The 23,698-nt window shown below is 70.2% G+C and carries 22 protein-coding genes; 12 read left to right on the top strand and 10 right to left on the bottom strand.

Translation table 11 applies throughout. The features are described 5' to 3' along the window. Window positions 1-4 precede the first annotated feature (4 nt). A complete protein-coding gene (gene ybaK / locus HEP73_RS17350; protein WP_185820879.1) occupies window positions 5-478 on the top strand; it encodes a Cys-tRNA(Pro) deacylase in 474 nt (157 codons plus the stop codon). Window positions 479-798: 320 nt separating this feature from the next. On the opposite strand, the gene HEP73_RS17355 is transcribed toward ybaK, so the two are convergent. The 3 genes from HEP73_RS17355 to sufT form a co-directional block, all read right to left on the bottom strand. Further along, window positions 799-2,562, bottom strand: coding sequence for a S8 family peptidase (locus tag HEP73_RS17355; RefSeq protein WP_185820880.1), 1,764 nt, complete (start codon window positions 2,560-2,562; stop codon window positions 799-801). Between the two features lie 576 nt (window positions 2,563-3,138). Further along, a complete protein-coding gene (locus HEP73_RS17360; protein WP_185820881.1) occupies window positions 3,139-4,239 on the bottom strand; it encodes a branched-chain amino acid aminotransferase in 1,101 nt (366 codons plus the stop codon). A gap of 99 nt (window positions 4,240-4,338) precedes the next feature. Continuing rightward, on the bottom strand, window positions 4,339-4,890 hold the full coding sequence (gene sufT / locus HEP73_RS17365; RefSeq protein ID WP_185820882.1) for a putative Fe-S cluster assembly protein SufT: 552 nt from the start codon (window positions 4,888-4,890) through the stop codon (window positions 4,339-4,341). A 106-nt stretch (window positions 4,891-4,996) separates the two neighbouring features. On the opposite strand from sufT, the gene HEP73_RS17370 reads away from it, so the two are divergent. After that, window positions 4,997-5,416 carry a hypothetical protein gene (locus HEP73_RS17370; RefSeq protein ID WP_185820883.1) on the top strand — a complete coding sequence of 140 codons (420 nt, stop codon included), beginning with the start codon at window positions 4,997-4,999 and terminating at the stop codon, window positions 5,414-5,416. Window positions 5,417-5,507: 91 nt separating this feature from the next. On the opposite strand, the gene HEP73_RS17375 is transcribed toward HEP73_RS17370, so the two are convergent. Together HEP73_RS17375 and HEP73_RS17380 are read right to left on the bottom strand one after the other, a co-directional pair. Then, window positions 5,508-6,962, bottom strand: coding sequence for an NAD(P)(+) transhydrogenase (Re/Si-specific) subunit beta (locus tag HEP73_RS17375; RefSeq protein ID WP_185813768.1), 1,455 nt, complete (start codon window positions 6,960-6,962; stop codon window positions 5,508-5,510). Beyond that, window positions 6,959-7,258: an NAD(P) transhydrogenase subunit alpha part 2 gene (locus tag HEP73_RS17380; protein ID WP_185813769.1), complete on the bottom strand. Its 300-nt coding sequence runs from the start codon at window positions 7,256-7,258 to the stop codon at window positions 6,959-6,961. The genes HEP73_RS17375 and HEP73_RS17380 overlap by 4 nt, the downstream gene beginning before the upstream one ends. A 169-nt stretch (window positions 7,259-7,427) precedes the next feature. Here HEP73_RS17380 and HEP73_RS17385 point away from each other — a divergent pair, with 169 nt between their 5' ends. The 3 genes from HEP73_RS17385 to HEP73_RS17395 are packed head-to-tail and all read left to right on the top strand — an operon-like array spanning window position 7,428 to window position 8,889. After that, window positions 7,428-8,009, top strand: coding sequence for an RNA polymerase sigma factor (locus HEP73_RS17385; RefSeq protein ID WP_185820884.1), 582 nt, complete (start codon window positions 7,428-7,430; stop codon window positions 8,007-8,009). After that, window positions 8,006-8,404 carry a hypothetical protein gene (locus tag HEP73_RS17390; RefSeq protein WP_458309626.1) on the top strand — a complete coding sequence of 133 codons (399 nt, stop codon included), beginning with the start codon at window positions 8,006-8,008 and terminating at the stop codon, window positions 8,402-8,404. Before HEP73_RS17385 ends, HEP73_RS17390 begins: the two co-directional genes overlap by 4 nt. A 5-nt stretch (window positions 8,405-8,409) precedes the next feature. Then, window positions 8,410-8,889 (top strand): DUF3106 domain-containing protein, encoded by a 480-nt coding sequence (locus HEP73_RS17395; RefSeq protein WP_185820885.1) that lies wholly within the window; start codon window positions 8,410-8,412, stop codon window positions 8,887-8,889. Between the two features lie 491 nt (window positions 8,890-9,380). Here the strand turns inward: HEP73_RS17395 and HEP73_RS17400 are convergent, their stop codons facing one another. The 3 genes from HEP73_RS17400 to HEP73_RS17410 form a co-directional block, all read right to left on the bottom strand. Then, window positions 9,381-10,460, bottom strand: coding sequence for an NAD(P) transhydrogenase subunit alpha (locus tag HEP73_RS17400; RefSeq protein WP_185820886.1), 1,080 nt, complete (start codon window positions 10,458-10,460; stop codon window positions 9,381-9,383). Between the two features lie 236 nt (window positions 10,461-10,696). Continuing rightward, window positions 10,697-13,024, bottom strand: coding sequence for a DUF1631 domain-containing protein (locus tag HEP73_RS17405; protein ID WP_185820887.1), 2,328 nt, complete (start codon window positions 13,022-13,024; stop codon window positions 10,697-10,699). A gap of 223 nt (window positions 13,025-13,247) precedes the next feature. Then, window positions 13,248-15,488: a DUF1631 domain-containing protein gene (locus HEP73_RS17410; RefSeq protein ID WP_185820888.1), complete on the bottom strand. Its 2,241-nt coding sequence runs from the start codon at window positions 15,486-15,488 to the stop codon at window positions 13,248-13,250. Between the two features lie 155 nt (window positions 15,489-15,643). Here HEP73_RS17410 and HEP73_RS17415 point away from each other — a divergent pair, with 155 nt between their 5' ends. Beyond that, window positions 15,644-16,219: a nitroreductase family protein gene (locus tag HEP73_RS17415; RefSeq protein WP_185820889.1), complete on the top strand. Its 576-nt coding sequence runs from the start codon at window positions 15,644-15,646 to the stop codon at window positions 16,217-16,219. After that, on the top strand, window positions 16,216-17,139 hold the full coding sequence (locus tag HEP73_RS17420; RefSeq protein WP_185820890.1) for a 5'-3' exonuclease: 924 nt from the start codon (window positions 16,216-16,218) through the stop codon (window positions 17,137-17,139). Before HEP73_RS17415 ends, HEP73_RS17420 begins: the two co-directional genes overlap by 4 nt. Before the next feature lie 57 nt (window positions 17,140-17,196). Here the strand turns inward: HEP73_RS17420 and HEP73_RS17425 are convergent, their stop codons facing one another. Continuing rightward, window positions 17,197-18,030, bottom strand: coding sequence for an SDR family oxidoreductase (locus tag HEP73_RS17425; RefSeq protein WP_185820891.1), 834 nt, complete (start codon window positions 18,028-18,030; stop codon window positions 17,197-17,199). Window positions 18,031-18,127: 97 nt separating this feature from the next. Here HEP73_RS17425 and HEP73_RS17430 point away from each other — a divergent pair, with 97 nt between their 5' ends. The 5 genes from HEP73_RS17430 (at window position 18,128) to HEP73_RS17450 (ending at window position 22,581) form a co-directional block, all read left to right on the top strand. After that, entirely contained in the window at window positions 18,128-19,045 is a 918-nt protein-coding gene (locus HEP73_RS17430; RefSeq protein ID WP_185820892.1) for a LysR family transcriptional regulator, read from the top strand. A 162-nt stretch (window positions 19,046-19,207) separates the two neighbouring features. Further along, a complete protein-coding gene (locus HEP73_RS17435; protein ID WP_184411768.1) occupies window positions 19,208-19,759 on the top strand; it encodes an NUDIX hydrolase in 552 nt (183 codons plus the stop codon). Beyond that, the gene (locus HEP73_RS17440; RefSeq protein WP_185820893.1) at window positions 19,752-20,552 is read left to right on the top strand and encodes an N-formylglutamate amidohydrolase; all 801 of its coding nucleotides are present in this window, start codon (window positions 19,752-19,754) and stop codon (window positions 20,550-20,552) included. The genes HEP73_RS17435 and HEP73_RS17440 overlap by 8 nt, the downstream gene beginning before the upstream one ends. A gap of 77 nt (window positions 20,553-20,629) precedes the next feature. Further along, on the top strand, window positions 20,630-21,523 hold the full coding sequence (locus tag HEP73_RS17445; RefSeq protein ID WP_185813778.1) for a transglutaminase-like domain-containing protein: 894 nt from the start codon (window positions 20,630-20,632) through the stop codon (window positions 21,521-21,523). Between the two features lie 389 nt (window positions 21,524-21,912). Next, the gene (locus tag HEP73_RS17450) at window positions 21,913-22,581 is read left to right on the top strand and encodes a hypothetical protein (RefSeq protein WP_185820894.1); all 669 of its coding nucleotides are present in this window, start codon (window positions 21,913-21,915) and stop codon (window positions 22,579-22,581) included. Between the two features lie 127 nt (window positions 22,582-22,708). Here the strand turns inward: HEP73_RS17450 and pip are convergent, their stop codons facing one another. Then, window positions 22,709-23,650: a prolyl aminopeptidase gene (gene pip / locus HEP73_RS17455; protein WP_185820895.1), complete on the bottom strand. Its 942-nt coding sequence runs from the start codon at window positions 23,648-23,650 to the stop codon at window positions 22,709-22,711. Between the last annotated feature and the right edge of the window lie 48 nt (window positions 23,651-23,698).

The following is a 23,698-nucleotide window of genomic DNA, read 5'->3' on the forward strand; positions in this document are numbered from 1 at the left end:
CGCGATGTCCAAGGCCACCCGCGCAACCCGGGCATTGGACGCGGCCGGCGTCGCCTATCGCCTGCATCCCTACGACTACGAAGCCGAAGCCGGCGCCAAGGGCCTGCAGGCGGCGCAGGCGCTCGGCCTGCCGCCGGAGCGGGTGCTGAAGAGCCTGATGGCCTGGATCGACAGCAACGCCGTGTGCGTGGTGGTGCCGTCCGATCGCCGCGTGCAGCTGAAGAAGCTCGCTGCGGCCGGCGCCGGCAAAGCGGCGCGGATGATGGAGGTGGCCGAGGCCGAGCGCCGCAGCGGCTACAAGGTCGGCGGCATCAGTCCGCTGGGCCAACAGCGGCCAGCGCCGGTGCTGATCGAGCAATCGGCGCTGGCCCCGGGCAGCGTGTGGTTCAACGCCGGGCAGCGTGGACTGCTGGTCGAAATCGCCGCTGAGCAGGTGCTGGACGTGCTGCAGGCGCGTGCCTGCGATCTGTGCGAGTGACGCGTCAGCCGCGGCGACGGCGTGGGCGGCATGGTACGCGCGAAGAATGCAGCCAGCGGCTGCGTCGACCGCATTCGCAGCGGCATGGCGGCAGGTAGCGAACGCAAGCGAAAAGGGCCGCCATGCCTGTGCCCCACTTCGACCACCGGCAACTGCGCAACCGGCGCGCGGATCGGAACCCACGACAACAAAAAAGCCCCGCGCCGAGGCGCGGGGCTGTCGTGTCCGCAACGTCCAGGGCGTCCTGCCCTGCCGCTGCGTGCGGTTGCCGATGCCTGTGCGGCGCGGCCATACAGGCGCGCGCCGCACAGCGGGCGGGATCAGTAGTTCGCGGTCAGGGTGACGCCAGAGAACGTGCTGTACGCCTTGAGCCGCACGTAGTACGTGCCGGCGCTGGGCGCGTTGAAGGTGCAGGTCTCGTTGTTGCCGTTGAGATACGGGCGGCATCCATAGGTGCTGTCGGTCGGCGCGCTGCCCAGCCGCACGTACAGGTCCGCGTCGCCACTGCCGCCGGAGATGGTGACGGTCAGCGAACTGACCCCGGACGGCACGGTCACGGTGTAGTTCAGCTCCGAGCCGCTGCTGGCGCCGAGCCCGGTGACCGGCACGCCGTCCTGCAGCGTATTGCCGGTAGGAGGCGTGGTGGTACCGCCGCCCAGCGCAGCGGTCACCGCGGCGTTGGCGTCGAGCAGGCCGGCGCCGCAGCCCTGCGAGCAGGAGAAACTGGCCGCGGTGCTCTTGATGGTGCTCTCCACCTGCGCTGGGGTCAGCGGGGTCGAGGCGACCGACTGCATCAGCGCGACCACGCCGGCCACGTGCGGCGCCGCCATCGAGGTGCCGTTGTAGGACGCGTAACTGGCGCTGCCCGGCGTGGTGGTGCCGGAGTTGAGCGTGGACTGGATGCTCGAGCCCGGCGCGGAGATGTCGATGCCGGTGCCATAGTTCGAGTAGCTGGCCTTGGCCCGCGAGGAGGTGGTCGCGGCTACCGCGATCACGTTGGCGCAGTTGGCCGGCACCGAGGTGGAGACGTTGGCCGAGCTGTTGCCGGCCGCCACCACCACCGTGGTGCCGCGACCGACCGCGCCGTTGATCGCGTTCTGGTAGGTGGTCGAGCAGGTACCGCTGCCGCCCAGCGACATGTTGATCACTTCGGCCGGGGTGGTGTTGGCCGGCACGCCGCTGACGGTGCCGCCGGACGCCCAGGTGATCGCGTCGGCGATGTCGGAGGTGTAGCCGCCGCACTTGCCGAGCACGCGCACCGGCAGGATCTTGGCATTGAAGGCGGTACCGGCCACACCGGTGCTGTTGTTGGTCAACGCGGCGATGGTGCCGGCCACGTGGGTGCCATGCCAGCTGGAATTGGACGCCGGCGAACCGGAGTAGCACTCGTTGGCCGCCGACCAGTCGCCTTCGTCGGCCGGGTTGCTGTCGCGGCCGTTACCGTCGCGCGCGCCGGTCGCATCGCTGATGAAATCGTAGCCGGGCAGGATGTTGGCGTTGAGGTCCGGATGGCTGGTGATGCCGGTATCGATCACCGCCACGACCACGCCGGTGCCGGTTGCCTGGTCCCAGGCCGGACGGACGTTGATGCCGGCGGTGGTGGTGCCGAAGGCCCATTGGTTGGACAAGCTTGGATCGTTCGGAGTCAGCGCGATGGTCATGCGCTGGTCGACTTCGACGTATTCCACGTTCGGATCGGCGGCCAGCTGGCGCATCAGCGTCTCGGCTTCGGTGCGGTCCAAAGGCCGGTCGGCCTTGATCACTTCCGGGCCTACCGCCAGGCGGCGCAGGCTGGTCAGCCCCAGCGCGCGACCGTTCTTGGCCGGCATCGCCGCGGCCACCGATTGCAGCGTCGCGCGCAGCGACGCCGAGGTGGCGGCGGCGGACGTACTGGCGATGCTGATGGGGGCGGCATCGCGAGTCTTGACGATGAAGCGCTGCACGGTCGGCTCGGCGGACAGCCCGGAGAGGTTGACGTCGCCGGCGAATGCCGGTGTCGCCAGCAACAGCGAAGTCAATGCGGACGCTCCCAGCACGATCAGCCAAGGACGCTGGCGCGAACCACGTTGCGAAATTTCGGACATTCGGAACTTCCTTTTCGTTGATTGCCACCTGACGGCGATTTTTCGCGCTGCGGATGCCCTAAACAGGCACTGAATCCGAATGCGGCGCGACTCCCAGGCCGGCCCCCTGTTGCCAGCCGTTCATCCGACGCTATCCCAATACAGGCGCGTATGGACGAAATTCTTATCGTCCAAAACCCATAAGCGTGACGATAGTCAACATAAAGGCAAGCTTCGCTTCGGCTTTTTGCGACGCGACGGCAACGCCGATGGCTCGAGAAGACAGTCCTGGGACATTTTTGCGCGGCGCGGCGTGATCACGCGCAAATGCGGACAGCCTCCCGTACGCAGAAGCAGGCCCGCAGGACAGCGGCAGGGCCAGCGAATGCCTGCGAAGCGGTAGCGCCGGGTCGGGGCTCGCATCGGGGAAGCCGCGGTGTGCGTGACCGCATGAGCCGGGCAATGCGCCGGGCCGGGTCTGACAGGCCGCCCATGGCGTCTCCGGGAACGGACGACGCCCCAGAAGAAAAGCTGGGGCAGCCTGCGCCACGCCCAGCTCGGCGCCCGCCAGTGCCGGCGGGCGAAGAACGCCTGGGCTCAGCCCAGGCGCAGCAGCCAGCCGTGGCGGTCGGCCACGCGGCCGTACTGGATGTCGGTCAGTTCCTGGCGCAGCGACAAGGTCACTGGTCCGGCCGGTGCGGTCAGGTCGCCGACCGCGAAATCCTTGCCCTTCAGCTGCCCGATCGGGGTCACCACCGCGGCGGTACCGCAGGCGAAGATCTCGGCGATCTCGCCGGAGGCCACGCCGTCGCGCCACTCGTCGATAGTCACCTGGCGCTCGACCACCTGCATGCCGCGATCGCGCGCCAACTGCAGGATGCTGTCGCGGGTGATGCCCTCGAGGATGCTGCCGGACAGCGCCGGGGTGACCAGGCTACCGTCGCGCATCACCAGGAAGACGTTCATGCCGCCCAGCTCTTCCAGGTACTTGCCCTCGACCGGGTCCAGGAACAGCACCTGCGAGCAGCCCTGTGCCTGCGCCTGCTGCTGCGGCAGCAGCGAGGCGGCGTAGTTGCCGCCGCACTTGGCCGCGCCGGTGCCGCCCTTGGCCGCGCGCGCGTAGTCGGTGGACAGCCAGATCGCCACCGGCGCCACGCCCTTGGCGAAGTAGGCGCCGGCCGGGCTGGCGATGACGTAGTAGCCGGCCTTCTGCGCCGCGCGCACGCCCAGGAAGGCCTCGTTGGCGATCATGAAGGGGCGGAAATACAGGCTGGTCTCCGGCGCCGACGGCACCCACGCCGCATCGACCGCGATCAGCTGGCGCAGCGACTCGACGAACAGCTCCACCGGCAGCTCCGGCAGCGCCAGGCGCTGCGCCGAGCGCTGCAGGCGCCTGCCGTTGGCGTCCGGGCGGAAGGTCCAGATCGAACCGTCGGCGTGGCGGTAGGCCTTGATGCCCTCGAAGATCTCCTGGCCGTAGTGCAGCACCGAGGCGGCCGGATCCAGCGCCAGCGGGCCGTAGGCGCGGACCTGGGCGTCATGCCAGCCCTGCTCGCGGTCCCATTCGATGGCGACCATGTGGTCGGTGAAGTAGTTGCCGAAGCCCGGCGCGGCGAGGATCTGCGCGCGCGCATCGGCGCTGCGCGCGGTGGTGGACGGGATCAGGCGGAACTGCGAAGACGGCTCGGTAGCGGACACCGGGGTTTCCTGTGGTAGTCGAGGGACGGCCGTGCCGCTGCGTCATCCGAGCGCAGCGGCGGCGCCTTGTCCCGGCCCCAGGTCGCGCAGTCGCGCGGGTCAGAGCATGCCGGTTTCGAGGCGGGCGGCCTCGGACATCATATGCCGGCCCCACGGCGGATCGAACACCAGTTCGACATCGGCCTCGGCGATGGTCGGGATCAGCTCCAGCTTGCTGCGCACGTCGTCGACCAGGATGTCGCCCATGCCGCAGCCCGGTGCGGTCAGCGTCATCTTCACTTCGACCATGCGCTGGCCGTCCTCGCGCGGCTGCACGTCGACTTCGTAGACCAGGCCCAGGTCGACGATGTTGAACGGGATCTCCGGATCGAAGCAGGTGCGCAGCTGTTGCCAGATCAGCGCCTCGACCTGCTCGTCGCTGGCGCCTTCCGGCAGGTCCAGGCCCGGCGGCGGCTCCTTGCCGATCGCGTCGCCGTCCTTGCCGGCGATGCGGAACAGGTTGCCTTCGACGAACACGGTGTAGCTGCCGCCCAGCGCCTGGGTGATGTAGCCGTAGCTGCCGGCCGGCAGGGTGACCGCGTCGCCTTGCGGCACCATCACCGCCGCGCAATCGCGTTCGAATTGGACAGGTTCGCTGCTGCGTGAGTACATGGGGGCGATATGGGGGCTGGCCCCGCCGGTGCAAGTCGTCCAGTTTATCCGAGTGCGCGGGGAACGCGGCGAAGGGTATCCTGTGCGGATTCTCCGGGAACATCGCATGCCGCCCTCTTCCACGCCGGCCAGGACTTCGCACTGGCTATGGCCCTTGCTGCTCTTCCTGGGCTGTTTCACCGCCCTGATCGCCTGGATGCTGGTCGCGCTGAGCCTGGGCCATCAATCCGGCTGGATGGCGGTGCTGGTGGCGCTGGAGGTTTCCTGGATGCTGCGCCTGGGCACGCTGCCGCGCGGCAAGCTGCGCATCGCCGTGGCGGTGCTGGCCACCGCGCTGGTGATCGTCGCCGCCAACTGGGGCATCGCCGCTGCGCACGTGGGCGCCGGGCTGGGCCTGGATACCTGGGATTCGTCGCTGAAACTGGGCGCGCGCTACGCGTGGACGCTGACCGTGCTGGCCAACCGCCCCGGCGACGTGCTGTGGCTGGGCATTGGCCTGATCGTGGCTTATTTCAGCGCGCGTTGAGGGTAATGGTCGCGGCTGAAGCCGCTCCTACAGGGAGCCGGCAAGCCCTGTAGGAGCGGCTTCAGCCGCGACACGATCCGCCGGCGCCGGTTCAATGCCCGCTGTCGAGCGCCTTCAATTCGCTGACCAGCGCGCCGGCCGCCTCGGCGCCGTCGCCGTACAGCATGCGCGTGTTGTCGGCGTAGAACAGCGCGTTCTCGATCCCGGCAAAGCCGGTGCCCTTGCCGCGCTTGATCACCACCACGTTCTTGGAATTGACCACGTCCAGGATCGGCATGCCGTAGATCGGGCTGGCCGGATCGGTCTTGGCCACCGGGTTGACCACATCGTTGGCGCCGATCACCAGCGACACGTCGGTGCTGGGGAACTCGGGATTGATGTCGTCCATGTCGGCGATCAGGTCGTAGGGCACGCCGGCTTCGGCCAGCAGCACGTTCATGTGCCCGGGCATGCGCCCGGCTACCGGGTGGATCGCGAACTTGACCTTGACCCCGCGCTCGATCAGCCGCTGCGCCAGCTCCCAGATCTTGTGCTGCGCCTGCGCCACCGCCATGCCGTAGCCGGGCACGATCACCACACGCTCGGCATAGGCCATCATCGCCGCCACGTCGCCGGCCTCGATGGGTTTTTGCGCGCCACTGATCTCCTGCGCCTGGCCACCGCCGCCGAAGTTGGAGAACAGCACGCCGCTGATCGGCCGGTTCATCGCCTTGGCCATCAGCCGGGTCAACAGGATGCCGGCCGCGCCGACCATCATGCCGGCGATGATCAGCGCCTCGTTGCCGAGCACGTAGCCCTCGAACGCCACCGCCAGGCCGGTGAAGGCGTTGTACAGCGAGATCACCACCGGCATGTCGGCGCCGCCGATCGGCAGCGTCATCAGCACGCCAAGCGCCAGCGCCACCGCGAAGAAGGCGACGATCGCCACCGGGCTGAGGCCGATCGCGGCCCAGGCGCCCAGGCCCAGCATCGCCACGAACACCAGCAGGTTGAACGCCTGTTGGCCCGGGAAGGTCACACGCTTGTCCAGTCGCCCGTCGAGCTTGGCCCAGGCGATGACCGAACCGGACAGCGAGATCGCGCCGATCGCCGAGCCGACGATGGCCAGCGCCAGCGTGGTCGCATCGGGCTGGCGCGCGGCCAGCGCGGCGATCGCGCTTTCGCTCCAGTGCGAAGTGTCGCGGTGCGCCAGGAACGAGAAGCGCAGCAGTTCCACCGCGCCGATCGCCGCGGCCGAACCGCCGCCCATGCCGTTGTACAGCGCGACCATCTGCGGCATGTCGGTGATGGCGACCTTCTTGGCCGAGATCCAGGCCGCACCTGTGCCGATCGCGATCGCCAGCAGGATCAGCGGCAGGTTGTGCAGGCCGGGCAGCAGGAACGTCGCCGCGGTCGCCAGCAGCATGCCGAACCCGGCCCAATGGATGCCGCTGCGCGCAGTCTTGGGCGAGGCCATGCGCTGCAGGCCGAGCAGGAACAGGGTGGCGGCCACCAGGTAGCTGGCCTTCACCAGCCAGGACAGCGCCTCGGCAGTGGTCAGGGTCACGGCTTGGACTCCGGCTTCTTGCTGGACTTGAACATCTCCAGCATGCGCTCGGTAACCACGTAGCCGCCGGCGGCGTTGCCGGCACCGAGCAGCACCGCGAGGAAGCCCACTGCCTTCTCCAGCGTGGTGTCGGCATGGCCGAGCACCACCATCGCGCCGATCAGCACGATGCCGTGGATGAAGTTGGAACCGGACATCAGCGGGGTGTGCAGGATCACCGGCACCCGCGAGATGATCACATGCCCGGCGATGGCCGCCAGCATGAAGATGTACAAGGCCACGAAACCGTCGCTCATTCCGCTTCTCCCGGGCGCCGCGCCCGACCGCCGCAATCATAACCGGGTGCTGAATCGGTGGGCGATGACTGTATGCGGCGGCAAGCGGCGGCGAACCGGGCCGGCGCCAGGTCAACCGCGGCGGCGGCAATGCGTTCTCCACGGTATCCCCGCGCCAGGAAGCTAAGCTGTGCTGGTGAGCACGCCCGCCCTCGACCCCCCGACGACCGACCTCGACCGCGACGACCCCGTACGTCCGCTGCCGGCGTCGCTGGACGCGTTCCTGGCCGAGATCGGCCCGCGCGCGTTCCGCTTCGCCGAGGCCGGCCTGCGCCAGCGCGAGGATGCGCTGGATGCGGTGCAGGATGCGATGATCAAGCTGCTCGCCTACCGCGAGCGGCCGGCGCAGGAATGGACCCCGCTGTTCTGGAGCATCCTGCGCCGGCGCATCATCGACCTGCAGCGCCGCCGCGGCTTCCGCCTGCGTTTCTGGGCGCCGGCCAGCGAGCACGGCGAGGACAGCCAGCCAGACTGGGCCGACGACGGCCCGACGCCGGCGCAGCGCCACGAGCAGCGGCAGACGCATGCGCGGCTGGTCACGGCGTTGCGCGCGCTGCCGGCGCGGCAGCGCGAGGCCTTCACCCTGCGCGTGCTCGAGGAGCTGGACGTGGCCACCACCGCACGCGCGATGGGCTGCTCCGAAGGCTCGGTCAAGACCCATCTGTCGCGCGCCCGCGAGGCGTTGCAGAAACTTCTGGAGGACGTCCGGTGAAACCCGACCCCACACATTCGGCCGCGTTCGACGCGCAGATGCGCCGCGCGCACCAGGCCTCGCTGCAGGCGTTGCCGGCACCGACCCTGGAGCGACTGCGCGCCGCGCGCCACGCCGCCAGCCGCCCCCACGCCTCACCGGCGCGGCGCTGGGGCTGGCTGCTGGCGGCGGCGCCGGCCCTGCTCGGCGCCACCTTCGGCCTGCATCTGCTGCTGCGCCCGACGCTGCCGGTTGCGGTCCAGGCGGCGAGCGGCGCCGGCGTTCCCGCCACGGCCGCGGTGTCGGCGAGCGGCGCCGCGCAAGGCGACAGCGACGACGCCGTGGCCGGCCTGCTCGACGAAAACCCCGACCTGTACCTGTGGCTGGGTTCCGATACTTCGCTGGCGATGGAATGAACACGATGAAGCGCCTGATCCGCATGTCCCTGGCGCTGGCCCTGCTGGCCGGTGCCACCCCGTTGGCGACGTTCGCCGCGCCGCCACCACCGCCGCCGTCGGATGCCGACGCCGATGCGGGTCCGCCGCTGCCGGACTGGGAGCACCTGAGCGCGCAGCAGCGCGAACTGCTGATCGCGCCGATGCGCCAGCGCTGGAACGACTCTCCGCAACAGCGGCGCAGGATGTTCGAGCACGCGCAGCGCTGGCAGAGCATGACCCCGGAGCAGCGCGAACGCGCGCGCAAGGGCGCACGCCGCTACGAAGACATGAGTCCGCAGCAGCGCGAAGAGGCGCGGGTGCTGTTCGAACGCATGCGCGCGCTGCCGCCGGAGCAACGCAAGGCGCTGCGCGATCGCTGGGAAGCGATGACCCCGCAGCAGCGCGACGCCTGGATCAAGGCCAATGCCAGCCCGGAGACCAGAACGGCACCGGGTTCCAGGTGACTGTCCTGTCAGCGTGTCGAGGCGACGGCGCTTTTTTAATCGCTGTCTAAGGGGTGCCGCCGCGACTGAGGGCGGATCCGAGAGATCGATCGCGACACGGGCCGCCGATCGAATCCGTCGCGACAGAAAAGCAGGCTGCATCGCGCCATCGTCGGAGTCGGGATGCGCGAGCATGTGGGCTCAGGGGCTTGGCCCCGGGGAGATTTTGCAGTGGCGGGAGCGATTGCCGGTGGCTCCTGAGCCATCGTTCGCGACAGGCGCTATCGGTAATGCCCGTCGCGACTGAAGTCGCTCCTACAGTTGGCTCCCGCAGGTCGCCTGCCGCCTGCGACTTGCGGCTCACCGTTGCCGCATTAGGTCATTAGGGCCTGCACGATGCGGCGAATGTCGGGAGAAAACGCTTGGAGCCACCGGCAACGTTCGCATCGGCGCGCCGCGGTGCCGACCGCCGTGCCAGGCGCGGCACGCGGCCGACAGCGCCGATCAACCGATCAACCGGTCCAGCGCGTCTTGGTCAGCAACTCGTCGTCCCAGTCGTAGGCGATCGCGCCGTCCTTCAGGAACAGCGCGACGAAGTTATAGACGTTGCGCGCATACATCTCGCTGGCGTGCACCGCGCCCATGCTGGCCAGGTCGAGCGGGCCGGCGACGACCACGCCGGCGTGCTCGATGGTTTCGCCGGGGCGGGTCAGTTCGCAGTTGCCGCCGGTCTCGGCGGCCAGGTCCACCACCACGCTGCCCGGCTTCATGCCCTCGACCATCGCCGCGCTGAGGATCTTCGGCGCCGGCCGCCCGGGCACCGCGGCGGTGCAGACCACCACGTCGATGCCTTTCAGGTGCTCGGCCAGGCGCCGCTGCTGCTCGGCGCGCTCCTCCTCGGTCAGCTGCCGCGCATAGCCGCCCTCGCCCGCCGCGCTGACGCCCAGGTCGAGGAACTTGCCGCCCAGCGATTCGATCTGCTCGCGCGTCTCCGGGCGCACGTCGAAGCCTTCGACCTGCGCGCCCAGGCGCTTGGCGGTGGCGATGGCCTGCAGGCCGGCGACGCCGGCGCCGACGATCAGCACCTTGGACGGGCGGATGGTGCCGGCGGCGGTGGTCAGCATCGGGAAGAAGCGCGGCGCCAGCTGCGCGGCGATCAAGGTGGCCTTGTAGCCGGCCATGCCGGCCTGCGAGCTGAGCACGTCCATCGCCTGGGCGCGGGTGGTGCGCGGCAACCGCTCCAGCGGGAAGGCGACCAGCTGCCGCGCCTGCATCGCCTCGGCACGCGCCGGATCGGCCTGCGGCTGCAGGATGCCGACCACGCCGGCGGCGGGCTTGAGCTGGTTCAGTGCGACGACCGGCAGCGGCTGCACGCACAGCACCAGATCGGCCTGCGCCGGGGTCGCGGCATCGGCGAGCTGCGCGCCGGCCGCAAGATAGGCCGCGTCGACGAAGCCGGCGGACACCCCGGCACCGGGTTCGACATGCACCTGCGCGCCGAGCGCGACCAGCTTCTTCACCGTCTCCGGCGTCGCCGCCACGCGGCGTTCGCCGTGCGCCGACTCCTTCACCACCAGCACCTGCACTGCCATGCGATTCCCCATGCGTTGCCCGCCCTAGTCGGCGCCGATGCTACAGGGTCCGCGCGGCGATGGCAGCGCCGGGCGAACGGTTCGTCGACGGCTTTTTGTAGGAGCGGCGTCAGTGGCGACAGCATTCCCCAGAAAGCCCGGTCGCGGCTGAAGCCGCTCCTACAAAGGCATGCGCAGCGCGCGCGGAGCCTGGGAAGGCGGCGAGGCAGGATCCATCCGCCTCGCGCCAACGGCCCTCAGTGCAGCGTCGCGTTCTGCGGGTCGAGCCGGTCGATGACGCCCTGCATCGCGCTGTCGAAGGCGCCGTCGTTGATGTGGCTGCGCAGCCGGCCCAGCCGCACCATCACCGCCAGTTCTTCCGGCGAGGCCACGCAGAAGCGCACGCCGCGGCGGTTGACGAACAGCAGCCGCGCCGAGATCGGGCTGACCCACGACAGCTTGCCGGTCTGCACCTTGCCGTCGCGGTCGATGAAATCCAACCAGGTGCCGATCGGCATCGCGCGGAAGCGGTCGGCGTCGGCGTTGTCGTAATCCTCGACCGTCTCCGCGGCGGTGACCTCCACCGGCTGCGCCTCCTGCACCGGCGGTTGCGGCAGCGTCACCTGCGGCAGTTCCGGCAGCGGGCGCTCCAGTTCCGGACGCAGCTCGGCGACCGCCTGCAGCGTGTCGTGCAGCACGTTGATCGCCGACGCGGCGGCCTCGGCATGCAGGCCCACGCTGGCGAAGACCTTGGTCAACGGTCCCTGCCAGGCCTGCAGCCAGGGCTTGCCGACAATGTGCCGCTGCGCCTCGGCCGCTTCCTCGAGCAGGCCGTCGGCCAGCGCCAGCGCATCGCGCACGCCGGCGCCATCCTCGCCCTCGCGCAGCACCGCCATGGTCAGGTGGTGCTGCCACGGCTGGCGCAGGAAGTCGTCCAGCGCGCGCGGCAGCTGCCGGCCCTGCAAGCGCACCTGCAGTTCGGCCTCGGCGCGCTGCCGGGCCAGTTCCAGCTTTTCCTGGCCGCGCTGGGTTTCGGCGGCGCGGCGTTCGGCAATCTCGATGCGGCGCCGGTGCTGGGCCAGGAAATCGCGGAATTCCTCTTCCAGCGTCAGGAAGATCGCCAGGTTCTCGTTGAACTCGGCGACCAGCCGCTCGATGATTTCCTCGACCTTGCCCATCAGCACGCGCTCGGCCGGACTCTCGCCGGTATTGCCCTCGCAGGCCTCGGCCAGCGAGTTGAGCAGGCGCCGCGCCGGATGGGTCTTCTGCACGAACATGCGCCGGTCCAGCAGCGCGACCTTGACGAACGGCACCACCAGGCGCCCGATCAGCTCGCGCGAGCGCCCTTCCAGGTCGCGCTCGTCGAGCATCACGTCGAACAGCATGCCAACCAGATCGATCGCATCTTCGTCGACCGGATCCAGGCGCGCATGCGCCGGGTCCACGCCGAACTGGGTGGCGTTGGACAGCACTTCGCTTTTCAGCCGCTGCGCCAGCGATTCGCCGTCGTCGCCGATCGCCGCGCGCAGCGTGGCGCTGGGCGTGGCCTGCAGCAGCGACAGCACCGAGATCATCTCGCGCTGGCTCAACGAGCGCTGCTGGCCGACCGCGGCGCTGGCCGCGGAGGTGGCGTTCTCGCGCACGCTGCGGGTCTGCTGCAACAGTTCGTGCAGCGCCTCCAGCAACACGCCCTGGCTGCCGCCGGGCAGGTTGGCGCCGGCCTCGGCGTAGCCGTCGGTGGCCTGCAGGCGGCCGCGGCTCTCGGCCCAGCGGTCGACGAAACGGCTGGCCCAGGCCGGCGCGTACTGCTCGTCGTACTCGCCTGCCTCGCCGGCAGCGCCGCCGTCCTCGCCGAACCCGGGGTTGTCGCCGCGGGCCTGGCGCTCTTCCGGCGGCGGCGCGCGCCGCGGCGGCAGTGGCGGGCGCGGCCGCGAGATTTCCGGCATCACCCCGGCGCGCGCCAGGCTGTCGTCCAGTTCCTGGTAGAGCTTGCCGATGCCGCCGGTGAGGTCGCGCTCGCACAGCTTGATCAGCACCAGCCGCACTTCCGGCGCGAAATCGCTGGTGGAGAACGCGGCATGCACCGCGACGCCGATGTGTTCGGGGCCAACCGGATTGGTGTCGGCGTCCAGTTCCAGGCCGCCGGCGATCCAGCCCAGGCGGCGGTCGATGCGGCTGAGCACCGGTTTCCACTCGCGCAGCAGCACGCTGGCCAGGTTGCGCACCGCCAGCCGCGATTCCAGTTCGTGTTCGGACACCAGGCTCAGGCCCTGGCCGTAGCCGGCCAGCGCCACTTCGGCCGACAGCGGCGTGCCGGCTTCCAGCGCCTGCCAGGCCTGGTCCAGCTGCGCACGGAAGCGCACGCCGATTTCGTCGCGGCGGCGGCGCAGCTCGCGCATGCCGTCCAGGAACAGCAGCTGCGAGGCGCCGGCGCTCTCGGCACGGTCGAACAGGACGTCGTCGAAATGCGCCAGCGCGGCGGCGAACGCTTGCCCCAGCACCGGCAGCATGCCGTCGCGCGCCTGCATCAGCAGATGCGGGTCGCGCGCGGGATGTGCGTGCGGCGAGCTGGGGCTGAAACTCATGCGCGAAGGCTCCGCGCCGGGAGCGGCGCTAGGAAAAGAGTAAAAGGAAGTCGAACGGACACGGCCCCTGTTTCCGCCTCTGCATGGTAGGCAAGGTACCTGAACAGCAACCGTGACGCGCTACACATTTTACGCTCCGGAACGTGACCTCGTCCGTCATCCTAGGCGGTCTTTGCGTAACGCCACCTGCAAGACCGTGCCAAACGTCCGGGGCGTGGCGCGTTCAGGCCGCGACCGCGACCCGCTCCAACCGGTCCACCGCCCCCTGCATCGCGCTATAAAAGGCATCGTCGTCGCGATGCAGGCGCAGGCGATCCAGCTGCACCATCATCGCCAGCGCCTCCGGCGAGGCGACGCACAGGCGGCCGCCGCGGCGGTTGACGAACATCAGCCGCGACGAGATCGGGCTGACCCAGGACAACTTGCCCGGCTGCACACGTCCTTCGCGATCGACGAAGTCCAGCCAGGTGCCCATCGCCAGGGTGCGGAAATACTCGGCGGTGGTGTGGTCGAAATCGGTCGCCTGCGCCGGCTCGGGCAAGGCCGGCACGGTCTCGGCCGCCGGCGTCTCGGCAACGACGACCTCAGCCGCGGGTGCCGGCGCCTGCAGCGGACGCGCATGCGCCACATCGTCCAGGGCCGCCTGCAAGCCCAGCCAGGCGGCCTCGGCGGCGGCCGCATCCAGGCCGACGCTGGTCCACAGCCGCAGCAGTTCGGCGCGCTGCGGCTGCAGCCAGCCGCCCGCCGGCACGCCGCCGCCGGTCTGCGCCTGGCGGCATTGCGCCAGCACCGCGTCGCCCAGCGCCAGCGCCGCGCTCACCGCCGCGCCATGGCCGTCGTCGCGCAGTGCCGACTGCTGCAGGTACTGGCACCACGGCTGGCGCAGGAAGGTCTCGATCTGCGCCGGCAAGGCCGTCCCGTCCGCGTCGCCCTGCACGCGTTCGTCCACCGCCTGGGCGGCCAGGCGCCGCGCCTTGTCGCGGCGTTCCTCGGCGCGCTGCAGTTCGGCCGCACGGCGCTCGGCGATCTCCACCCGGCGCCGGTACTGCTCGTAGGCGCTGCCGAATTCCGCCTCCAGGGTCAGAAACACCGCCAGGTGCTCGTCGAAATCGCTCACCACCCGTTCCACCACCGCCTGCGCCTGCGCCAGCAGCACCTGCTCGATCGCGCTGTCGCCGGCATTGCCGTCGCAGGCGTCGGCCAGCAGGTTGAGCAGGCGCCGCGCCGGATGTCCGTCGCGCACGAACAGGCGGCCGTCGATCAGCGCCACCTTGGCCAGCGGCACCAGCATCTGCCCGAGCAGGTCGCGTTGCGCCTGCTGCAGCACGCATTCGTCGAGCATGACCTCGAACAGCAGGCCGACCAGGTCCAGCGTGTCCGCATCGGCCGGCTCCAGGCGCGTGCTGGCCGGATCAAGCCCCAGCGACGCGCCGACCGCCACCACCTGCCGGCGCAGCCCCTGCGCCAGCGGTTCGCGGTGTTCGACGATCGCGGCGAAGCCGGCCAGCGGCGTGGTCTGCAGCAGCGACAGCACCGACAGCAGTTCGCGCGGCGACAGGCTGCGGCGCGCATCGTCGGCGGGTTCCCGCGCGACCGGCTGCGCCTCGTGCAGCAAGGCGCGCAGCGCCGGCGGCAGCACCTCATGGTCGTCGCGGGCGTGCGCGTCCAGCACGCGCGCCGCGCGGCGCTGCGCGGCCGACAGCGGCACGGCGGCATGCCAGCTCTCGAAGAACCGGCTGATCCAGTCCGGCGCCGCGTCGTCGCCGCTAACGCCGTTGCGCGGGATCGCGCGGCGGCGGGTGCGCCCCAGCGGCAGCGAACGCGCCCGCGCGACCTGGTCCAGGCGCTGCTCCAGCCGCGCGTACAGCTCGCCGACCCGCTCCTGCAGTTCCTGCTCGCAGATCTTGACGATCGCCAGTTGCACCTGCGGCGCCAGCACCAGCCCGTGCAGCGCCGCATACACCGCCGCGCCGATATGCTCGGGACCGAACGGGTTGTTGTCGGCATCGATGCGCTGGCCACCGGCGATGAAGCCGAGAAAGCGGTTGAGCCGCATCAGTTCCGGGCGCCAGCGGTGCTGGATCGCGCCGGCCAGGTTGCGCACCGCCAGGCGCACGTCCAGTTCCTGTTCGGAGACCAGGCTCAGGTCGCCGCGCTCGCGCGCCAGGGTGCGTTCCACCGACAGCGGGCGGCCGGCTTCCAGCGCCTGCCAGGCCTGCGCCAGGTGGCCGCGGAAGCGCGCCGCGATCGGCTCGCGCTGCTGGCGCAGCAACTGGATCGCCTCGAAATAGTCGTTCTGGGTCGGCCCCGCACGCTCGGCCATGCGGAACAGCGCATCGGCCAGCACGTCCAGCACCTCGCCGAATGCCTCGGCAAGCGGCACCGACACCACGTCCCGGACCTGGTCGAGCAGGTCCGAGTTGCGGCTGGGCAGCAGCTCCTCGGCATATTCGGCGATTGTCATGGCAGTGTGATACGCAAGCGCAAGTGAGACCGACGTCAATTCGGAAGTTAGCGGCAGATCGAGGATGAAGCTTGACTCTCCGTGTAACCGCGGCATCCGCTGCCGCTTTTGGGCACGCGACTATAATTCGGCGCCCGCCCCACGGAATCGAGACTATGCGCACACTTCACTCGCTGCAAGCGCTGGATGAGCGCCGCTCGGTGCCGTCCAAGCAATTGGGCGAGCCGGGACCCGACGAGGCAACCCTGCTGGCGATGCTGCGCTCGGCGGTGCGCGTGCCCGATCACGGCAAGCTGGTGCCGTTCCGGTTCCTGCGCATCGCCGGCCCGGCGCGCCTGGCGCTGGGCGACTTCCTGGCCGAGCGCACGCTGCAGCGCGACCCGGGTGCCCCGCCCGCCGCGGTGGAGAAGGATCGCGACCGCTTCGCGCATGCGCCGCTGGCGATCGCGGTGATCGCGCGGCTGCAGCGCGAGGCGAAAGTGCCGGAGATCGAGCAATGGCTGACCGCCGGCTCGGTCTGCTTCGCGCTGCTGCAGGCGGCGCAGGCCTACGGCTTCGGCGCGCAGTGGCTGACCGCCTGGATGGCCTACGACGAAGCGGTGGCGGCGCGGCTGGGCCTGGCCGAGAACGAACGCATCGCCGGTTTCATCCATATCGGCACGCCGCGCATGCAGGTGCCGGAGCGCGAGCGCCCGGATCCGCAGCAGCTGCTGAGCGATTGGACGCCGTGAACGCAGCGGCGCCGACGCGGCCGCTGTACCTGGTCGATGCCAGCCTGTATGTGTTCCGCGCTTGGCACTCGATCCCGGACGAGTTCCAGGACGCGCAGGGCTGGCCGACCAACGCCGTGCACGGCTTCGCCCGCTTCCTGCTCGACCTGCTCGAACGCGAGCGCCCGCAGCACATCGCGATCGCCTTCGACGAAGCGCTGGACAGCTGCTTCCGCAATCGCCTGTACCCGGCCTACAAGGCCAACCGCGCGCCGGCGCCGGACGCGCTGCGGCGCCAGTTCGCGCACTGCAAGGCGCTGTGCGCGGCGCTCGGCCTGGGCGTGCTCGCCCATCACGACTACGAGGCCGACGACCTGATCGGCAGCGCCCTGCACAGCATGCGCGGCGCCGGCTTCCACGGCGTGATCGTGTCCGCCGACAAGGACCTATCGCAACTGCTGCTGCTCGACTTCGACGAACAGTGGGACTACGCGCGCGGCGAGCGCTGGGGCACGGCCGGGGTCAAGGCGCGGCACGGCGTGCACGCGCACCAGATCGCCGACTACCTGGCGCTGACCGGCGATGCGATCGACAACATTCCCGGCGTCACCGGCATCGGCGCCAAGTCGGCGGCGATCCTGCTGGCGCATTTCGGCGACCTGGACACGCTGCTGGCGCGGATCGACGAAGTGGCGTTCCTGCGCCTGCGCGGCGCGGCGCAGATGGCGGTGCGCCTGCGCGAGCAGCGCGAACACGCGCTGCTGTGGCGGCAACTGGCCACCATCGCGCTGGACGCGCCGCTGCATTCGGCCGCGCCCGGCTTCGCCCGCGGCCAGGCCGACGCCGACATGCTGCACGGCCTGTGCGAAGCGCTGCGCTTCGGCCCGCTGACCCGGCGCCGCTTGCTGCAGGCGGCGGGGTTGGCGACGGTCGGCGAATAGCCGAGTCCTGGCGCCGCCAGGGACGCGGCAAGGTCGGCCGGGCGTCGCCGCTAGCGCTCAGTCCGCCGCATCGAACTGCGCCCGCATCAGCGCCATGTAGCGCTCCTCGGAGGTCTCGCGCCGCGCCGCCAGCAGCGGCACGATATCCTGGGTCGCCACGTAGCGCAGGCGCGGGCCGGTATCGGTGGTCGCCTGGAAGATCGTCTCCGCCACCTCCTGCGAGGTCGCCAAGCGTGTGGCGCGCAGGCCTTCGAACACCTTGACGCTGTGCGCCACGAAACCGGCGTAGGCCTCCGGCGGCGCGGCGCCGGACGTGGCCTCCTGCGCCGAGCGCTGGCCGAAACCGGTCTCCAACACGCCGCCCGGCTCGACGATGCGTACCGCGATGCCCAGCGCCCGCAATTCGTAGGACAAGGATTCGGAGAAGCCTTCCAGCGCGAACTTGCTGGCGTTGTACAACGAGATCATCGGCAGGCCGAACACGCCCGCGCCGGAACTGACGTTGACGATCGTGCCGGCGCCACGGGCGCGGAAATGCGGCAGGAGCGCGCGCGTCACGTCCATCACGCCGAACACGTTGACGTCGAACTGTTCCTGGATCTTCGCCCGCGGCGTGGACTCGAACACGCCGAACAGGCCGAAGCCGGCGTTGTTGACCAGCGCATCGATGGCACCGAAGCGCGCGATGCCGGCGTCGATCGCCGCGACGATGCTGTCGCGGTCCTGCACGTCCAGGCGCGCGACCAGCACCTCGGGGCCGGCCAGCGCCGCGCCGGCCGCCGGATCGCGCATCGTGGCGACCACGTTCCAGCCGCGCGCGGCGAACAACTGCGCGCTGGCGAGTCCGAAACCGGACGAGGCGCCGGTGATCAGGACAGTGGGGTTGGACATGGCGGTTCCTTGGGTGGGGTGTAGCGCCATGATCGACCCGCCCAACCCATGAGACAATCCGGCCAATCCCGCATGCAGTACTGAACAGGATCGCACAATGCCCCGTCCCGCCCTGAGCGAATTGCAGGCGGTGGTCGCCGTCGCCAAGCAGCGCAGCTTCCGCGGTGCGGCCACCGTGCTGGGCGTGTCGGCATCGGCGCTCAGCCACGCGATCGCCGCGCTGGAACAGCGCATGGGCGTGCGCCTGTTCCATCGCACCACTCGCAGCGTCGCGCTGTCCGAGGCCGGCGAACGTTTCCTTGCCCGCATCGCGCCCGCGCTGCGCGAGATCGATGCGGCGATCGAGGACGCCAATGCGTTTCGCGACAGCCCCACCGGCAGCTTGCGCCTGAACACCTCCGAAGGCGCCGCGCGCCTGCTGATGCCGGCGATCCTGACGTTCCTGGCGCGATACCCCGAGGTGCGGCTGGACATCGTCACCGACGGCCGCCTGGTAGACATCGTGGAGGAGGGCTTCGACGCCGGCATCCGCCTGGCGGAACTGGTGCCGCAGGACATGGTCGCCATCCCCTGTTCGGCGCCGCTGCGCTTCATCGTGGCCGGCACGCCGGCCTACTTCGCCCGCCACGGCGCGCCGCGCACGCCGGCCGATCTGCGCGCGCACGCCTGCATCCGCAGCCGCTATCCGCAAGGCGGTGCGGTGTATCGCTGGGAATTCGCCAAGCGCGGACAGCAGCAACTGATCGACGTGGAAGGCATGTTGACGCTAGACAATTCCGCGCTGCTGATCGACGCCGCGCTGGCGGGTGTCGGCCTGATCTGGACCCATGAGGCCTCGATCGCCCAGCACCTCGCGCACGGCGCGCTGGTCGCCGCGCTGGAAGACTGGTGCCCCCGGTTCCCGGGACTATGCCTCTACTACCCCGGCCACCGCCACGTCCCCGCCGCGTTGCGCGCCTTCATCGAGGTGCTGCGCGAGCACGACGCCGCGCATGCCTTCCCGGCGACGCAGTAGCGTGCCGCTCGCGGCGCCTGGGCCTTTCGCCGTATCGAACACCGCACGCGGCAGGTTGCGCCATGGCATCGTCGCGACGTCGATGGCACTACACTTCGGTCATCCGGCGATCGCGATCCGCGGCGCCCATCTCCTTCCTCCTCAGCAGAGCGAACGCTACCCATGACCCGCCACGATTCCCCGCCCCGCGTCGTCTACGAAGGCAAATACCAGCGCATGGTGGTGCGCGGCACCTGGGAATATTCCGAACGTGTGCACGCCGGCGGCCTGGCCGCGATCATCGTCGCGGTGACCCCGGACGACGAGGTGCTGTTCGTCGAACAGTTCCGCGTGCCGCTGCAGGCGCGGACCATCGAGATGCCGGCCGGGTTGGTCGGCGACATCGACGCGGGCGAATCGATCGAAGTGTCGGCGGTGCGCGAACTGGAGGAAGAGACCGGCTGGACCGCCGACCACGCCGAGGTGCTGATGATCGGCCCGACCTCCTCCGGCGCCAGCAACGAGAAGGTCGCCTTCGTCCGTGCCAGCGGCCTGCGCAAGGTCGGCGACGGCGGCGGCGACGCCAGCGAGGACATCACCGTGCACACGGTACCGCGCGCCCGCGCCGCGGCCTGGCTGGTGCAGAAGATGGGCGAAGGCTACGAGCTGGACGCCAAGCTGTGGGCCGGGCTGTGGATGATCGAGCACCAGTTGGACGGCACCCCGCGTGGCTGAGCCGACCGCGCGCGCGGCCGCCAGCCAGCCCCTGCTCGGCGCAGGCGATCCACCGCCCTACCGCGTGCTCCAGGCGCAGGGCCGTTCGCCCTACCTGCTGATCGCCGACCACGCCGGGCAGCAGGTGCCGCAGGCGCTGGCCGGCCTGGGCCTGCCGCAGCACGAACTGGACCGGCACATCGGCTGGGACATCGGCATCGCCGGGGTCACCGCCGAACTGGCGCAGGCGCTGGATGCGTTCGCGATCGTGCAGACCTATTCGCGACTGGTGATCGACTGCAACCGGCCGCTGTCGGCGCCGGGTTCGATCGCCGAGGTCAGCGACGGCACCATGGTGCCGGGCAACCAGGGCCTGGACGCCGCCGCGCGCGCGTCACGCGCCAGCGCGATCTTCACTCCCTACCACGCGCGTATCGCCGCGGAACTGGACCGGCGCCGCGACGTTGGCCTGGCCACCATCCTGATCGCGATGCACAGCTTCACTCCGTCGATGGCGGGCGCGTCCCGGCCCTGGCACGCCGGCGTGCTGTACCAGCGCGATGCGCGCTTCGCGCAGGCGCTGCTGGCCGAATTGCGCGCCGAGCCGGGCCTGGTGGTCGGCGACAATGAGCCGTATTCGGTCAGCGATGCCACCGACTACGCGATCCCGGTACACGCCGAGGCGCGCGGCCTGGCGCACGTGGAACTGGAGATCCGCCAGGACCTGATCGCCGACCCCGCAGGACAGCGGCAATGGGCGCAGCGCTTGCTCAGCATGCTGAATCGGTTGCAAGCTGCCTTCACACCGGGCTGAGCGCAGGCTGCGCACTCTCGGTGCATCGCCGTCCGTTCGGACGCCCCCTCGCTGCATGCACCGGACCCCCTGCCCCCATGCTCATCCGCCTCGGCTACGAGATCCGCTACCGTTTCCTGCAGCCCACCCCGGTGCTGGCGATGCTCGACATCCACGACAGCCGCCGCACCGACATCGTCGTGGCCACCGCGCTGCAGACCGAACCGGCGATCCCGCTGCGCGGCTATCGCGACCAGTTCGGCAACAGCTGCACGCGCATGCTGGCCCCGGCCGGCGTGCTGACCCTGCGTGCCGACGCGGTGGTACGCGACAGCGGCCTGCCCGACCAGTACCGCTACGACGCGCCGCAGACCCCGGTGCAGGACCTGCCGGACGACACCCTGATGTACCTGCTCGGTAGCCGCTACTGCGAGACCGACCTGCTCAGCGGCATGGCCTGGGACCTGTTCGGCAGCGCGCCGACCGGCTGGGCGCGGGTGCAGGCGATCTGCGACTACGTGCATGCGCAGATCGAATTCGGCTACGAACACGCGCGCCCGACCAAGAGCGCGGCGCAGGCGCTGCAGGAAGGCCGCGGCGTGTGCCGCGACTTCGCCCACTCGGCGATCGCGCTGTGCCGCTGCATGAACATCCCGGCGCGCTACTGCACCGGCTACCTGGGCGACATCGGCGTGCCCGCCTCGGCGGCGCCGATGGATTTCTCCGGCTGGTTCGAGGCGTTCCTGGACGGGCAGTGGTACACCTTCGATGCGCGCCACAACCTGCCGCGCATCGGCCGGGTGCTGATCGCGCGCGGCCGCGATGCCGCCGACGTGGCGATCAGCAACACCTTCGGCTACAACACGCTGGAGTCGTTCGTGGTGTGGACCGACGAAACCGACCAGGCGCGGCTGGATCCGCGCCCTGCCAGCGCCGCGGGGGTCGCCGGCAACGGCGCCGCGGCGCTGCGGACCGAGGGGCTCTACCTGTAGGGCGGTTGTAGGGCGGCTTCGCCCCAGATACAGCCCTATCCCGCAGTGACTTGCGGGAGCGGAGCATCGATCGCGACGGGCGATACCGAGAACGCCCGTCGCGACCGGCGCTCCGAAGCCATCCCGACCGCCCTTCCAGGGACATTGGGCCAGCCAATGAACCGGCCGGCGTGTTGTGGGAGGGACTTCAGTCCCGACTGCAGCGAACTGCCAGGACTTCGCCCGCGCCTTCATCCCCCCGCCGGGCACCTTCCCCCGAAAAGGCAGCATGGTCCCGCAGGGAAAAAGAAGCGGCGCGCGCTGCGTGGCCGGCGACGACACACCACGGCAAGAGCGCGCGAACGCCGCGCCGTAGCATCGTCGGCCTCGTCGCCTGTCGGAGTCTTGCCGTGCCCGTTCGCCGTCGCTGTCCCCCTCTTCTGCTGCTGGTGCTGATGCTGCAGGTCCCGGCGTTCGCGCAACAGGTGGCCACCGACCCGCCGACGCAATGGCAGGCCGACGCCAAGGCCAACAAGAAAGCCGCCAAGCAGGCCGAAAAGGCCGCCGAGCGCGCGCTGCCGCGGCAAAAGGCCGCTGGCGGACCCGCGCCTGACGGCGCAGGTCCGGGCGGCCAAGGCGGCGAAGGCGGCCCGCCGGGCGGTGCTCCCGGCGGTGGATCCGGCGCACGCCGCGCCAGCGGTCCGCTGCAGATGCTGCGTCCGGAGATGGAGTTTGCCGCGCCGTTGACCGACACGCTCCTGCTGTACCGCACCCGCGAATCGGTGGTGTTCGGCCGCCCCGACAGCAGCGACGTGGTGATCCTGCCGCTGTCCGGAGCGCGCGTGCAGATCGCGCCCGGCGTGCAGGCGCTGCTGCACGACAATCCCGACGGCATGCTGGTGGAAATCAGCGCCAGCAACGGCATCCGCGTGTCCTACCGCTACACCACCGATGCGCAGGATGCGGACCGCCTGCGGGTGCACATCCGTGCCGAAGGCCATGCCGAATCGCAGCGCGGCGGCGTGTTCGAAGTCGATCGGGTGTATCGCCGCGGAAACGCGGCAAAACGAAAGGGTTGAAGCGGACACGGGAGACAGCAAGGCGCAGGCCGATGGCGAACGCGTCGCAACCTGGCCCGATCCAGGCCGACAGTGCGGACATTGCCGCATGCCGTGCGCCGCGAATACGGCACACGGCATGCCAGCCTCAGGCGAAGGCGTCGGTGGCGCGCACCAGAGCGTCGACGTTCTCCACCTCGAACGCGGAATGGCCCGCGCTTGGGGTGATCTGCAGCGTCGCCTTCGGCCAGGCCTTGTGCAGCTCCCACGCGCTCTGCAGCGGGCACACCACGTCGTAGCGGCCCTGCACGATCACCCCGGGGATGTCGGCGATCCTGCCCACGTCGCGCAGCAACTGGTCTTCCACCTCGAAGAAGCCGCCGTTGACGAAATAGTGGTTCTCGATGCGCGCGAACGCCAGCGCGAACTGCGCGTCCTCGTGGCCGCTGACGAAATCCGCATCCACGTGCAGGAAGCTGGTGGCGCCTTCCCACACGCTCCACGCGCGCGCCGCGGCCAGGCGCGTGGCCTGGTCGTCGCTGGTGAGGCGGCGATGGAACGCGGAGATCAGGTCGGCGCGCTCCACCGGCGGAATCGCGGCGACGTAGTGCTCCCAGGCATCGGGAAACAGCCGGCTGGCGCCTTCCTGGTAGAACCACTCCAGTTCCCAACGGCGCAGCATGAAGATGCCGCGCAGCACCAGTTCGGTGACGCGCGACGGATGGCTCTGCGCGTAGGCCAGCGCCAGGGTCGAGCCCCAGCTGCCGCCGAACACCTGCCAGCGTTCGATGCCGAGCGTTTCGCGCAGCCTCTCGATGTCGGCCACCAGATCCCAGGTGGTGTTGTCGACCAAGTCCGCATGCGGCGTGGAGCGGCCGGAGCCGCGCTGGTCGAACAGCACGATGCGGTACTTGGCCGGATCGTGGAAGCGGCGCATCTTGGCGTTGCAGCCGCCGCCCGGCCCGCCGTGCAGCATCACCACCGGCTTACCCTGCGGGTTGCCGCACTGTTCGTAGTACAGCGTGTGGCGCGCGTCCACCGGCAGCATGCCGCTGTCGAACGGTTCGATCTCGGGATATAGGGTGCGCATGGCGGTTCCTGCGGAAAAACCCGATTTTAGCGGGGAAGGCACGGCCCT

The sequence above is a fragment of the Xanthomonas sp. GW genome (genome assembly GCF_014236815.1).
Taxonomy (GTDB): domain Bacteria; phylum Pseudomonadota; class Gammaproteobacteria; order Xanthomonadales; family Xanthomonadaceae; genus Xanthomonas_A.

Excerpts from the sequence above, each read along its gene's own strand:
- HEP73_RS17405 (WP_185820887.1), bottom strand. The coding sequence starts at position 13,024 with ATGAGTTTCAGCCCCAGCTCGCCGCACGCACATCCCGCGCGCGACCCG.
- HEP73_RS17435 (WP_184411768.1), top strand. The coding sequence starts at position 19,208 with ATGACCCGCCACGATTCCCCGCCCCGCGTCGTCTACGAAGGCAAATAC.
- pip (WP_185820895.1), bottom strand. The coding sequence starts at position 23,650 with ATGCGCACCCTATATCCCGAGATCGAACCGTTCGACAGCGGCATGCTG.
- HEP73_RS17355 (WP_185820880.1), bottom strand. The coding sequence starts at position 2,562 with ATGTCCGAAATTTCGCAACGTGGTTCGCGCCAGCGTCCTTGGCTGATC.
- sufT (WP_185820882.1), bottom strand. The coding sequence starts at position 4,890 with ATGTACTCACGCAGCAGCGAACCTGTCCAATTCGAACGCGATTGCGCG.
- HEP73_RS17380 (WP_185813769.1), bottom strand. The coding sequence starts at position 7,258 with ATGAGCGACGGTTTCGTGGCCTTGTACATCTTCATGCTGGCGGCCATC.
- HEP73_RS17410 (WP_185820888.1), bottom strand. The coding sequence starts at position 15,488 with ATGACAATCGCCGAATATGCCGAGGAGCTGCTGCCCAGCCGCAACTCG.
- HEP73_RS17415 (WP_185820889.1), top strand. The coding sequence starts at position 15,644 with ATGCGCACACTTCACTCGCTGCAAGCGCTGGATGAGCGCCGCTCGGTG.
- HEP73_RS17370 (WP_185820883.1), top strand. The coding sequence starts at position 4,997 with ATGCCGCCCTCTTCCACGCCGGCCAGGACTTCGCACTGGCTATGGCCC.
- HEP73_RS17395 (WP_185820885.1), top strand. The coding sequence starts at position 8,410 with ATGAAGCGCCTGATCCGCATGTCCCTGGCGCTGGCCCTGCTGGCCGGT.
- HEP73_RS17425 (WP_185820891.1), bottom strand. The coding sequence starts at position 18,030 with ATGTCCAACCCCACTGTCCTGATCACCGGCGCCTCGTCCGGTTTCGGA.
- HEP73_RS17445 (WP_185813778.1), top strand. The coding sequence starts at position 20,630 with ATGCTCATCCGCCTCGGCTACGAGATCCGCTACCGTTTCCTGCAGCCC.
- HEP73_RS17430 (WP_185820892.1), top strand. The coding sequence starts at position 18,128 with ATGCCCCGTCCCGCCCTGAGCGAATTGCAGGCGGTGGTCGCCGTCGCC.
- ybaK (WP_185820879.1), top strand. The coding sequence starts at position 5 with ATGTCCAAGGCCACCCGCGCAACCCGGGCATTGGACGCGGCCGGCGTC.
- HEP73_RS17400 (WP_185820886.1), bottom strand. The coding sequence starts at position 10,460 with ATGGCAGTGCAGGTGCTGGTGGTGAAGGAGTCGGCGCACGGCGAACGC.